Origin of the sequence: Pseudomonas sp. sp1636, from assembly GCF_030376615.1 — a bacterium.
In the GTDB taxonomy this organism is placed as follows: Bacteria; Pseudomonadota; Gammaproteobacteria; order Pseudomonadales; family Pseudomonadaceae; genus Aquipseudomonas.
This window is the reverse complement of sequence record NZ_JARRAB010000008.1, coordinates 179353-191479: the sequence shown is the minus strand read 5'-3', so window position 1 is coordinate 191479 and position 12127 is coordinate 179353. Positions and strand designations below refer to the sequence as shown.

At 65.2% G+C, this 12127-nt stretch carries 9 protein-coding genes; 5 read left to right on the top strand and 4 right to left on the bottom strand.

What is annotated here, in order from left to right; genetic code table 11:
- Positions 1 to 312: 312 nt before the first annotated feature.
- Positions 313 to 582 (top strand): hypothetical protein, encoded by a 270-nt coding sequence (locus P8H27_RS10520; protein WP_289637313.1) that lies wholly within the window; start codon positions 313 to 315, stop codon positions 580 to 582.
- A 59-nt stretch (positions 583 to 641) separates the two neighbouring features.
- Here the strand turns inward: P8H27_RS10520 and plsB are convergent, their stop codons facing one another.
- The gene (gene plsB / locus P8H27_RS10515) at positions 642 to 3125 is read right to left on the bottom strand and encodes a glycerol-3-phosphate 1-O-acyltransferase PlsB (RefSeq protein ID WP_289637312.1); all 2484 of its coding nucleotides are present in this window, start codon (positions 3123 to 3125) and stop codon (positions 642 to 644) included.
- Between the two features lie 410 nt (positions 3126 to 3535).
- Here plsB and P8H27_RS10510 point away from each other — a divergent pair, with 410 nt between their 5' ends.
- The 4 genes from P8H27_RS10510 (at position 3536) to P8H27_RS10495 (ending at position 9561) form a co-directional block, all read left to right on the top strand.
- Positions 3536 to 4459: an ABC transporter ATP-binding protein gene (locus tag P8H27_RS10510; protein WP_289637310.1), complete on the top strand. Its 924-nt coding sequence runs from the start codon at positions 3536 to 3538 to the stop codon at positions 4457 to 4459.
- Entirely contained in the window at positions 4456 to 5190 is a 735-nt protein-coding gene (locus tag P8H27_RS10505) for an ABC transporter permease subunit (protein ID WP_289637308.1), read from the top strand. The genes P8H27_RS10510 and P8H27_RS10505 overlap by 4 nt, the downstream gene beginning before the upstream one ends.
- A gap of 8 nt (positions 5191 to 5198) precedes the next feature.
- The gene (locus tag P8H27_RS10500) at positions 5199 to 7034 is read left to right on the top strand and encodes a Gldg family protein (RefSeq protein ID WP_289637307.1); all 1836 of its coding nucleotides are present in this window, start codon (positions 5199 to 5201) and stop codon (positions 7032 to 7034) included.
- Between the two features lie 331 nt (positions 7035 to 7365).
- Positions 7366 to 9561, top strand: a complete 2196-nt coding sequence (locus P8H27_RS10495) for an LTA synthase family protein (RefSeq protein ID WP_289637305.1) — start codon at positions 7366 to 7368, stop codon at positions 9559 to 9561.
- A gap of 43 nt (positions 9562 to 9604) precedes the next feature.
- On the opposite strand, the gene P8H27_RS10490 is transcribed toward P8H27_RS10495, so the two are convergent.
- The 3 genes from P8H27_RS10490 to dapE form a co-directional block, all read right to left on the bottom strand.
- A complete protein-coding gene (locus P8H27_RS10490; protein WP_289637303.1) occupies positions 9605 to 9976 on the bottom strand; it encodes a hypothetical protein in 372 nt (123 codons plus the stop codon).
- A 156-nt stretch (positions 9977 to 10132) separates the two neighbouring features.
- Positions 10133 to 10945, bottom strand: a complete 813-nt coding sequence (locus P8H27_RS10485; RefSeq protein ID WP_289637301.1) for a putative RNA methyltransferase — start codon at positions 10943 to 10945, stop codon at positions 10133 to 10135.
- Positions 10942 to 12096 carry a succinyl-diaminopimelate desuccinylase gene (gene dapE, locus P8H27_RS10480; RefSeq protein ID WP_289637299.1) on the bottom strand — a complete coding sequence of 385 codons (1155 nt, stop codon included), beginning with the start codon at positions 12094 to 12096 and terminating at the stop codon, positions 10942 to 10944. Before dapE ends, P8H27_RS10485 begins: the two co-directional genes overlap by 4 nt.
- Positions 12097 to 12127 lie beyond the last annotated feature (31 nt).

The following is a 12127-nucleotide window of genomic DNA, read 5'->3' as shown; positions in this document are numbered from 1 at the left end:
GAGGATCGCCTGCAGGCGTTGCACGTGCCCGTTGGTCGGGTTTGTTGACGCCAGGATTTCCTGCGCGGATGACGGGCAGGCCCGTAGGCGTGCGGTCGGGAAGGGGGCTATGTGCCCGTGTCGATGCCCGGAGCGAGCCGCGAGTCGGGGTGGGCCGAACACTGCTCGCCCACTTTGTGCCCTCGACGTGGCACTATCCCGTCTTTATTGGCGATGCGTTGGCCAAATCCAGCGCGATTGCAGAACTTTGTCGTGCAATGTCGGACAAAGTCCGGTTTACAATGACGTTCATTATCGCAATAGGGTTCTAGCTTGACCGAAACCAACTGCTTGGAAGGCGAGATGCGCCGCGCCCTCGGCCTCGACCCGATTCCGCCGAAACAACAGTCACAGCCCAAGCCGCCGTCCAGTTACACGCTCGTCGAACTGAGCGTGCGCAAGAACGGTGGCCCGCCTTTCCGCTTCGAGCACCGTTCCCACTCGATCAGCACGCTCGCCGCCCAGCTCGAAGCCGAAAAGGCCGCGCGCGCCAAGGGTTACGAGGTGTGGGTGCTGCTGGACATCCGCCAGATTACCGAGTAGCCGAACCAAGTTGCTGCGCCAACCTGGGGCAGGCGTGCCTGCTGCATCGGGCCGGGAGGCTAAAGCGGCTCCAGCACATCCTCACTCCTGTCCATTGCCACCTGACGGATCGACAGGCGAATCTCGGCCGGGAGCACGCGCTTGGCGGCGCCTTCGGCGAGTCCGCCGAGCAGTGGGTGGTGGCTGAGCTTGCCGGCTTGATCCTGGCGCAGCACGCCCTGGTCGAGGAGGGTCTGGATGAAGTGGCGGAACAGGCTCTTGTCGAAGAACTCCGGGGCGTTGAGGCCGTGCAGAATCGACAGGCGCTGGGCCATCACGGTGCACAGGTCTTCCAGCTGTTCGGCGCTGATCGCATGCTGGCCGGCGTTGAGCAGCAGGGCGGTGGCCATGTAGAAGCGTTGCAGGGTCTGGGCGATGGTGCGCGAGAGTAGGGTCAGCAGGACGAAATGCCGCGAGCTGGGCAGCGGGCGCACATAAACCTCGGCCTCGAAGCTGAGCAGGCCTTGTTCGACGAAGACGGCCAGCCATTGGTCGACCACCGCATCCAGTTCGTCCAGGTTCCAGCGGATGAACAGCTCGGCTTGCAGATAGGGGTAGAGCGCGCGGGTGTAGCGCAGGATCTGTTCGCGACTCATCCGCGCGCTGCTCTGGAAGAAGCTCGCCAGCAGCGCGGGCAGGGCGAAGATGTGCAGCACGTTGTTGCGGTAGTAGGTCATCAGGATGGCGTTGTGTTCATCCAGATAGAGGATCTTGCCCAGCGCGTCGCTCTGCTCGGCGAGCAGATCCATGCCTTTGACGTAGTCGATCAACGCTTGGCCGTCGCCCTCCGGCAGGGTGCAGTGCGGCGAGTAGGGCACGCGCCGCAGCAACGCCAGGTAGAGGTCGAGCACCCGCGCCAGGGCGGGTTCGTCCAGGGCCAGCTTGCTGGTCGAGAGCAGCGCCAGCGCCACCAGGTTGACCGGGTTGATCGCCGCCGCTTCGTTGAGGTGTTGCGCCACGCGCTGGCCGAGCTTGCTGGTGGCCTCGTTCAGCCAGTTCGGACGGTAGTGCGGGGCGAGATCCTGGCGGCGCCAGTCGGGTTGTTGCTGATCGAGAAACTCGGCCAGTTTGATCGGTTCGCCGAAATTCACCCAGACCTGGCCGAAGCGCTGTTTGAGCGCGCCTATGACCTTGAAGATGTCGAAGATCGATTCCTGCTTCTTGCTCGCGCCGCGCAATTCGCCCAGGTAGGTGCGGCCCTCCAGCACCCGTTCGTAGCCGACATACACCGGCACGAACACCACCGGCAGGCGGTGGCTGCGCAGGAAGCTGCGCAGGGTGATGGCGAGCATGCCGGTTTTCGGCTGGAGCATGCGTCCGGTGCGCGAACGGCCGCCTTCGACGAAATACTCGACCGGGAAACCCTTGCTGAACAGGCTGTGCAGGTATTCGTTGAACACCGCGGTGTACAGCGGATTGCCCTTGAAGGTGCGGCGCATGAAGAAGGCGCCGCCACGGCGCAGCAGGCCGCCGATCAGCGGCATGTTGAGGTTGATCCCGGCGGCGATATGCGGCGGGGTCAGGCCATTGCGAAACAGCAGGTAGGACAGCAGCAGGTAGTCGATATGGCTGCGGTGGCAGGGCACATAGATCACCTCATGACCCTGGGCCACCTCCTGCACGGCTTCGATGTGATTGACCTTGATGCCGTCGTAGATCTTGTTCCAGAACCAGCTGAGCACCAGTTCGAGAAAGCGGATCACCGTGTAGGTGTAGTCCGAGGCGACTTCGTTGCCGTAGCGTAGCGCTTGGGCTTCGGCTTTAGCCACGCTGATTTTTTCGCGCTCGGCTTGTTCGATGATCGCCTGACGTACCTGCGGGCCGTGCACCAGCCCCTTGACCAGGTTGCGTCGGTGCGACACGTCGGGGCCGATGACCGCGGCTTTCTGCTGGCGAAAGTGCACCCGCAGGATACGTTGCACCATCCGCAGGGTGCGTTCGTGGCCTTTGTCCTGCTCCACCAGTTCGCGCAGGTGGATCGGGCTTGAGAACTGCACGCGGGTCTTGCGCCCCAGGATCATGATGCTGACCAGCCGGCGCAGGCGCCCGGTGACCGCCCAGCTATCGGCGAACAGCAGCTTCCAGGCGCTGGTTTCCCGATCCGGCGACTGGCCCCAGAACACGCTGACCGGGATGATTTGCACGTCGTCCACCGCGTGCTGGCTGAGGGCCGCGACCAGGCGTTGCAGGGGCGGCGCAATGCCGCGCTTGTCCTGCCGGCCGAGCCAGTCCGGCTCCGGGGTCAGGTAGAAGAACGCCGCCGGCTCGAGCAGATCGCCCACCGTTACCGGCAGCACCGGGCGCGGCAGGCCGGCCTTGCGGCACTCCCTGTCGACCACCGCCAGATCGCTCAAGGACGGCAGTTGCAGCACATAGAACAGCGGCTTGCTGCGGTCGAGTTTGAGGGAGAAGGCCGACTGGTTGATGGTTTCCGAGCGCACCCAGAGGTACAGCAGGCGGCGCAGGGTGCCGAACACGAAACGGCGAAACGGGGAGCGGGTCATACGGAGTCTGCTGGCTGTGCAAACGAGCGATTGCTCGGGGCGCCTAGTGTGCCGGATTCGCCCGGCTGCGGCAAAAGCCGGCGTGGCTGCGCGCGCCGCCGCTTGGCCTGGATGCGGCGCAATAGCTGGCCGCTTGGCGGTTATCCTTCAATGCCGGAGGTGTGCGCCGGTTGCCTGCAGAGACGTGGCTATCAGGTCACGCCCTGACCCTGCGGTTGTTCTGTCATGTGCGGCAACACTCTGCGTGGCGCTCCGGGTGGCGGGCTGTCTTGCAATAGCGCGGCAGGCTTCATATAGTCCGGCGGCATTTTGGCAACCCGTCTCCTCTGCGCTTTCCTGATGTCGAGATGGGACCTTACGGGCTCCGCGGCCAGGGTGGCTGGGGCCTTTACCGGAACTGGTGAGCGGCCATGATCGAGATAAAAAATCTAACCAAGCGTTTCGCCCGACACACGGTGGTGGACGACCTGTCCTTGCGCGTCGAGCGGGGGGAAGTGTTGGGGTTCCTCGGGCCGAACGGTGCCGGCAAGTCCACCAGCATGAAGATGCTCACCGGTTTCCTCGCGCCGACGTCCGGCACGGCGAGCATTCTCGGCTTCGACATCCAGCAAGACACCCTCAAGGCCCAGCGGCAGATCGGCTACTTGCCGGAAGGCGCGCCCTGTTACGGCGACATGACGGTGCGCGGTTTTCTCGAGTTCATCGCCGAGGTACGCGGCTTCAAGGGCGCGGCGAAACGTCAGCGAGTGGCCAAGGCGGTGGCCCAGGTCGAACTGGAAAACGTCCTCGAGCAGTCCATCGAGACCCTGTCCAAGGGCTTCAAACGCCGCGTCGGTCTGGCCCAGGCGATCTTGCATGATCCCAAGGTGCTGATCCTCGACGAGCCCACCGATGGCCTCGATCCGAACCAGAAGCACCAGGTGCGCAAGCTGATCCAGAGCCTGGCCTACGACAAGATCGTGATCATCTCCACCCATATTCTCGAAGAGGTTTCAGCCGTGTGCACCCGTGCGGTGGTGATCGCCCACGGCAAGCTGCTGGCCGATGGCACGCCGCTGCAGTTGGAGAGCCGCTCGCGCTATCACCAGGCGGTCACCCTGGTGGCCGAGGAGCCGCTGGATCTGGTGGCGCTGGCCGCACTGCCGGGGGTCGCCAGCGTGGAAGAGAACGCGCGCGAACACAGCCTGAGCGTGCTGGCCAAACCGGGCGAAGTGATCTTCGCGCAGGTCAATGCGCTGATCGCTCAGCGCGGCTGGCGAGTCAAGGAGTTGAATGTCGAGCGCGGCCGGCTGGACGAAGTGTTCCGCCGCCTGACCCGTGGAGAGGTGGTATGAGGCAGTTACCGGTGCTGTTCAAACGCGAGCTGGCGAGCTACTTCAGCACGCCGCTGGCCTATGTATTTATCGTGATCTTCCTGGTGCTGTCCGGGGTGTTCACCTTCTACCTGGGCGGTTTCTTCGAGAGCGGCCAGGCCAATCTGGCGCCGTTCTTCGGCTTCCACCCCTGGTTGTACCTGTTTCTGGTGCCGGCCATCGCCATGCGCCTGTGGGCCGAGGAGCGCAAGTCCGGCACCATCGAGCTGCTGATGACCCTGCCGATCACCCGCTTCGAGGCGGTCACCGGCAAGTTCCTCGCCGCCTGGGTGTTCGCCGGCCTGGCGCTGCTGCTGACCTTCCCGATGATCGTCACCGTCAACTACCTGGGCGAGCCGGATAACGGCGCCATCGCCACCGGCTACCTCGGCAGCTGGCTGCTGGCCGGAGCCTACCTGGCCATCGGCTCGTGCATGTCGGCGCTGGCGAAGAACCAGGTGATCGCCTTTATCCTGGCGGTCAGCGTGTGCTTCCTGTTTATCGTCAGCGGTTTTCCCATGGTGCTCGACGGCTTCAGTGGCTGGGCGCCGCAATGGTTGATCGACGCGGTGGCGTCGTTGAGCTTCCTGACCCGTTTCGAGGCCATCAGCAAGGGCGTGATCGACCTGCGTGACCTGCTGTATTTCCTCACCCTGATCGCCGCCTGGTTGGCCGCGACTGCGGTGGTCATCGACCTGAAGAAAGCCGATTGAGGGCGTCCATGAAAAAGCTGATGGTTTCCGGCGCCGGGCTCGTCCTCATCGCCCTGGCGTTTCTCGCCTTCAACCTGTTCGCCAGCCTGAGCCTGACCGGCGCACGGCTGGATCTGACCGAGCAGAAGCTCTACACCATCTCCTCCGGCACCCGGCAGATTCTTGCCGAGCTGGAGCAACCGGTGGAGCTGAACTTCTTCTACTCCGACGCCGCCAGCAAGGATCTGCCGGCGCTGCGCACTTACGCCAAGCGCGTCGAGGAAATGCTCAAGGCCTACCAGCGCGAGGCGGGCGACAGGCTCAAACTGAACATCATCGACCCGGTGCCCTTCTCCGCGGACGAGGACAAGGCCGCCGAGTTCGGCCTGCAGGGCATTCCCTTGCGACAGGGCGGCGACTCGATCTACTTCGGCCTGGCCGGCAAGAACGCCGAAGGTCAGACCCAGGTGATTCCGTTCTTCGCCCTGGATCAGGAAGAGTTCCTCGAGTACGAACTCAGCCGTTTGCTGCAGAGCCTGGCCAAGCCCGAAAGGCCGGTGGTCGGCGTGCTGTCCGGACTGCAGATCAATGGCGGCTTCGACATGCAGGCGCGCCAGCCGACCCCGCCCTGGATGGTCATGGAGGAAATCCGCCAGCTGTTCCAGCTCGAAAGACTCAAGGCCGACGTCGACCTGATCCCGGAGAGGGTTTCGGTGCTGCTGCTGGTGCATCCGAAGAACCTGCCGCAGCAGACCCTCTACGCCATCGACCAGTTCGTCCTGCGCGGCGGCAAGCTGCTGGCCTTCGTCGACCCGTTCAGCGAAGCCGACACCCAGGCCGAGATGCCGGGCGAGATGATGCTCGACAAGTCGTCCGATCTCGAGCCGCTGTTCAAGGCCTGGGGCCTGCGCCTGGTGCCGGATCAGGTGCTCGGCGACGGCGCCTACGCCATGTCGGTGAGCATGGGCCAGGATCAGCGGCCGGTGCGCCACGCCGCCTGGTTGAGCCTGCCCAAGGGCGCCCTGGATGCGGACGACATCAGCACCGCCGCGCTGGAGAGCCTGACCGTGGCCAGTGCCGGCATGCTCGAACCGCTGGAGGGCGCCAAGACCCGTTTCATCCCGCTGATCCAGAGCTCGCAGTACGCCATGCCCTTCGACGTGAAGCGCTTCGCCATGCTGCAGAACCCGGAAGAGCTGATTCGCGAACTGCAGCCGAGCGGCGCGCGCTACAGCATCGCCGCGCGGATCGACGGCCCGGCACCGTCGGCCTACCCGGACGGCATCGAAGGGCGTAAGGACGGCCTCAAGCAGGCGGACAACATCAACGTCATCGTCGTCGCCGACACCGACCTGCTCAGCGACCGCATGTGGGTGCAGGTGCAGGATTTCTTCGGCCAGCGCATTCCGCAGCCGTGGGCCGACAACGCCGGTTTCGCGATCAACGCGCTGGACAACCTGGCCGGCTCCGAGGCGCTGATCAGCGTGCGTTCGCGCGGGCGCTTCAGCCGTCCGTTCGAGGTGGTCGAGTCGATCCAGCGCGAGGCCGAAGCGCGCTTTCGCGAGAAGGAGCAGACCCTGCAGGCGCGGCTGGCGGAGACTGAACAAAAGCTCGCCGCGCTGCAACGCAGCGACGACCCGAGCAAGGCACTGGAGCTGACCCCGGAGCAGCAAACCACGCTGCGCCAGTTCCTCCAGGAGAAGCTGAAGATCCGCAAGGAGCTGCGCGAGGTGCGCTACCAGTTGAACGCCGATATCGAGGCGCTGGGCGGTACCCTGAAGTTCGTCAATATCGCCCTGATGCCGCTGTTGCTGACCCTCGGCGTGCTGGCGTTGTGGCTGTGGCGGCGGCGCAAGCACGGCTGATTCGCCGCGAAGCATGAGAGAACCGGCGTTATCTCTGCGCTCTGAGTTTTGAGCGCAATGAACAGCCCCGCACTTGGCGGGGCTGTTCATCCGTAGCGGTCGGTTTGCTCGCGGTTTTGTTCTTCCTGGCAGCCGCCTGGGGCGTCAGCGCCGGCAGGTCGGCGCGGGCCGCGCTGCTGTTTGCCCGGTTCCCGCGGTGCTGCTCGAAGTGCGTGCGCGCACCTCGGCGCCTGGCGTCTGCCGCTCCGACGTTTCAGTCTGATGACTGCCGCGTAATTTCATTATCATGTGCGCCTGCATTTAATAACGCACTCCCACTCGAGGAGTCCCTGTGCGCACTTTCAGTCCTCGGCTGCCGTCTGTCAGCGTCACCTTTGCGCTCAGCCTGTTGTTGCTGGCTATTCCCCTGGCCAGCCGTTACCTGTTGGGTTGGTCGGATCTGCGCGGCTACACCTCGGATCTCGCCATCGGCGGCCTCCTGCTGCTGCTGTTGCGGCCTTGCCCGCGGTGGATCTGTCTGCCGCTGCTGGTTCTCTGGTGCGCCCTGAGCCTTGGCTCGGCCGAGTTGATCGGTGCGGTGGGGCGCATGCCCGATTCCGCCGACCTGCATTATCTGGGCGATCGGCAATTTCTCAGTCAGTCCACCGCAGGCGGCGGCATCAGTCACCCGCTCCTGGCCGTGGTCATGGCCGTGGGGCTGCTGGTTTACCTGCTGTCGGCGCGGCGTGCTCCGCGCAAATCGACCCTGGCCTGGCGCTACGCCCCTGCGCTACCGCTGTTGCTGCTCGCGGGCCACGGCGGGCTGACTATTGGGTTGCCCAGCGAGGCCGACGAGTGGCGTCAATACAACTTGCCGCACAAGCTGCTGGCCGCCGCGCTCAGCGCCGGCGATCTGCGTCTGCGCCGCTGGCTGGACGACAGCCCGGTCGAGGCCCCGGTCGACATTGCCGGGCTCAGCCGGCTCGACCTTGCGGGTACGCCGCTGCTGGCGGCTGGGGGCAAGGCGCGCAATGTCCTGATCGTCACCCTGGAGGGCATTCCCGGTGCCTACATCGAGCGCAACCGCCGCGCCCTGCACAGTCGCTATCAGGAAAACCTGATGCCCAAGCTCAGCCGCTGGGCCGAGCGCGCCATGACCACCCCGGACTATGTGCTGCACAGTCACCAAACCATTCGTGGCCTGTACGCCATGCTCTGCGGCGATTACAGCAAGCTCGACACCGGCACGCCCAAGGGCGTCGAGTTGCTCAACAACAAGCAACGCAATCAGCAATGCCTGCCGGCGCAGTTGCGCGCCCAAGGGTTCGGCACGCACTTTCTCCAGGGCGCCGGCCTGCAGTTCATGGCCAAGGACAAAATCATGCCGCACATGGGCTTCAGCGAAACCCACGGCCGCGAATGGTTCCACAACCCGGCCACGATGGAATTCGCCTGGGGCATGGACGACCAAGCCTACTTCGATGGCGTGCTGAGCTATGTGGCGCAACTGCGGCGCCGCCAGCAACCCTGGATGCTCACCCTGATGACCGTGGGCACCCATCAGCCCTATGCCGCCCCGGATGCTTACCTGGCCCGCTATGCGGATCCTAAGCAGGCCGCCGTCGGCTACCTGGACGATGCCCTCGACCGCTTCCTCGGCGCCCTCGACCGCCAAGGGGTATTCAAGGACACCCTGGTGATTGTCACCTCCGACGAATCCCATGGCCTGGAGGGCGTGCGCCTGGCCTCGGCCTGGGGTCTGAATCTGGTGTTCGCGCCGGAGCAGGCGCAACTGCCGGCCATGAAAACCGGCGTCTATGGCCATGTCGACTTGACCGCGTCGGTACTCGACTACTTTGCCCTGCCGCTGCCGGCGAACATTTCCGGTCGCTCGCTGTTTCGCGACTACCCCAGCGGCCGCGAAATCATGTCGTACACCAACGGCATGCTGCGCCAGCATGATGGCAAGGGACTGTTCATCGAGTGCGATTTCCAGCAGGTCTGCCGGCGCTATGCCAGTGAGGGTTTCATCGCCGACAGCGCACGCTATCTCGGCCGCTTCGGCGGTGCGCAAGCCGAGTCGATCGCCCGGCGCGCCACGCTGCTGGATCACTCGTTACTGAGCAGCCAGCTCGGTCAGCGCTTCCAGTTCGCCAATCGCGACCGGGTTAAGTTGCATGAGCGGGTGCTGGACGACTGGACCGGCAATCTGGTCGGTGCCCAGTACCTGGAAATGCCGTCAGATTCGCGAACCAGCGTGCACCTCAAGGTGCGCGCGCTGGATCTGAACGAACAAGGGGTGCAATTGCAGCTCAAGACCAAGGAGTACGATCGGGATGACGGGCCGGCCATGCCGTCATTGCCGTTGCTGACACGCAGCGCGCCGATTGACCTGAAGTTCAGCTTCGACAACCGGCAGGCGCGCAAGGCCTTTTCCTTCCACCTGCTGGGCCAGGGCCGCGGCCTGATCGAAATTACCGACTTTAGCGTGACGACTCGGCCACTGGCGCCGGCGCGCAAGCTGACCGCCAGCCGGATCACGCCATAGCCCCTGACGCGCCGGCTCCGGCGGTTCTGGCCAGTGGCCCGCCTCAGCCGGTGCGCCAGGTGATTTCCTCGACGCCATCGGCGCTGATGCGCATCCAGCGGTCGGCTTGTTCGTCGTTTTCCTCTTCCTGCCAGCCGCCCGGGGCGCAGCGTACTTCGACGCCGAGCGCGGCAAAGGCCGCCTGGGCGCAGGCCAGGTCGTCTGCCCAGGGGCTGGCGGCGCTTTCCAGGTAGAGGCTGTGCCATTTGCCGACGGCCTTCGGCAGCCAGGTCACCGGCACGTCGCCGGCCAGGCACTTGAAGGTCTGGCCTTTCTGCTGCCAGGGCGTGCAAGGGCCGAGCGCTTCGCTCAGCCAGGCGGCGATGGCGTGGTGGTCGGCATCTTTCAGGTAAATCTCGATATCCGGTTGGCGCATGGTCATTCTCTGTTTTCGGGGGCTTGGTAGGCCGTTTGAAAAACGTAGCGAGCGAAGGCTAGGCAAGGCGGGATCAGGCCAGAAAGCGGAGTGTACAGCTGTACATGAGCATTTTTGGCCTGATCCCAACGCGGCATAGTCGAGCGCAGTAGTTTTTCAATGGCCTGTGCGCTCGATCCAATCGTAGCGTATGGCAACCGTCACCTCTAAGGGTTCGGCGATCACCGCGGCGCGCCGTTCGGCGCTGGCGCGCCAGCCGTGGGGGGTCATCGCCAGCAGGTCGGCGCGGGCCTCGCTGCTGCTCAGCTGCAGGGCAAAGCTCAGGGTCTCGCTGTGGGCCAGGCGCATGCCCGCGGGAATCAGTTCGAGGTGCTTCTGCTCGTCGTAGTCGCGGACTTCGTCATACAGCTTCTGCCGCAGTTGCATCAGGTGTTCGCGGCTCGGGCCCATGCGCAGCAGGCCGCCGCCGGGGGCGAGCAGGCGTTTGGCTTCCTGCCAGTCGAGCGGGCTGAACACGCTGGCGAGCAGTTGGCAACTGGCGTCGGCCAGCGGCACCCGGGCCATGCTGGCGACCAGCCAGGTCAGCTGCGGCGAACGCTTGCAGCCACGCTTGATCGCCTCGCGGGAGATATCCAGGGCATAGCCGTCGGCCGCGGGCAGGGCGTCGGCCAGCTGCGCGCTGTAATAACCTTCGCCGCAGCCGATATCCAGCCAGCGCGCGGGCGCGTAGCCCGCGGCCAGTTCGGCCAGGCGCCTGGCCAGCGGCGCGTAGTGGCCGCCATCGAGAAAGCGCCGGCGCGCCTCGACCATGGCGGCGTTGTCGCCCGGATCGCGGCTGTTCTTGTGCTGCACCGGCAGCAGGTTTAGGTAGCCCTGGCGCGCGCGGTCGAAACGATGCCCGGCCGGGCAGGCCACGCCGTTGTCGACGGCGCTCAAGGCGCCCTGGCAGAGGGGGCAGGTCAGGCTCATGTCAGCAGCTTGACCAGGGTCTGATAGTAAATCTCGGTCAGCACCTCCAGATCGCTGGCCAGCACCCGCTCATTGATCTGGTGGATGGTGGCGTTGACCGGGCCGAGCTCGACCACCTGGGTGCCCAGGGTGGCGATAAAGCGCCCATCGGAGGTGCCGCCGCTGGTCGAGGGCGTGGTTTCGCGACCGGTCACGCTTTTGATGCTGGCCGCCACCGCGTCGAGCAGGGTGCCGGGTTCGGTGAGGAACGGCAGGCCGGACAAGGCCCACTCCACGTGGTAGTCCAGGCCGTGCTGGTCGAGGATCGCATTGACCCTGTGCTGCAAGCCTTCGACCGTGGATTCGGTGGAGAAACGGAAGTTGAAGATCGCCTGCAGTTCGCCGGGGATCACGTTGGTGGTGCCGGTGCCGGCATTCAGGTTGGAGATCTGGAAGCTGGTCGGCGGGAAGAAGGCATTGCCGTCGTCCCAGTGCTCGGCGGCCAGCTCGGCCAGCGCCGGGGCGGCCAGGTGGATCGGGTTCTTCGCCAGCTGCGGGTAGGCCACGTGGCCCTGCACGCCGCGTACCGTCAGCTTGGCGCCGAGCGAGCCGCGGCGGCCGTTCTTGACCGTGTCGCCGACCAGAGAAGTGCTCGAGGGTTCGCCGACGATGCACCAGTCGAGGCGTTCGCCGCGCGCGGCCAGGCGTTCGACCACGGCCTTGGTGCCGTGCTGGGCCGGGCCTTCTTCGTCGCTGGTGATGAGGAAGGCGATGCGGCCTCGATGCTGCGGGTGGTCGGCGACGAAGCGCTCGACGGCGACGATCATCGCCGCCAGGCTGCCCTTCATGTCGGCGGCGCCGCGCCCGCAGAGCATGCCCTGTTCGTCGATCAAGGCGTCGAACGGCTGGTGCTGCCAGGCCTGCAGCGGGCCGGTCGGCACCACGTCGGTATGCCCGGCGAAGCACAGCACCGGGCCGTCCTGCTGGCCATGGCTGGCCCAGAAGTTCTCCACTTCCTCGATGCGCATGGCTTCGATCTGGAAACCGAGGGCGCTGAGGCGGCGCATCATCAGTTCCTGGCAGCCTTCGTCGACCGGGGTGACGGACGGGCGGCGAATCAGCTCGCAAGCGAGCTCCAGGGTGGGCGTCAGGGTCGGGGCGGGGGCAGTCATTGCGGCTCCAGAGCGGCATCAAGCGGAAAGG

Excerpts from the sequence above, each read along its gene's own strand:
- plsB (WP_289637312.1), bottom strand. The coding sequence starts at position 3,125 with ATGACCCGCTCCCCGTTTCGCCGTTTCGTGTTCGGCACCCTGCGCCGC.
- P8H27_RS10510 (WP_289637310.1), top strand. The coding sequence starts at position 3,536 with ATGATCGAGATAAAAAATCTAACCAAGCGTTTCGCCCGACACACGGTG.
- P8H27_RS10505 (WP_289637308.1), top strand. The coding sequence starts at position 4,456 with ATGAGGCAGTTACCGGTGCTGTTCAAACGCGAGCTGGCGAGCTACTTC.
- P8H27_RS10500 (WP_289637307.1), top strand. The coding sequence starts at position 5,199 with ATGAAAAAGCTGATGGTTTCCGGCGCCGGGCTCGTCCTCATCGCCCTG.
- P8H27_RS10490 (WP_289637303.1), bottom strand. The coding sequence starts at position 9,976 with ATGCGCCAACCGGATATCGAGATTTACCTGAAAGATGCCGACCACCAC.
- P8H27_RS10485 (WP_289637301.1), bottom strand. The coding sequence starts at position 10,945 with ATGAGCCTGACCTGCCCCCTCTGCCAGGGCGCCTTGAGCGCCGTCGAC.
- dapE (WP_289637299.1), bottom strand. The coding sequence starts at position 12,096 with ATGACTGCCCCCGCCCCGACCCTGACGCCCACCCTGGAGCTCGCTTGC.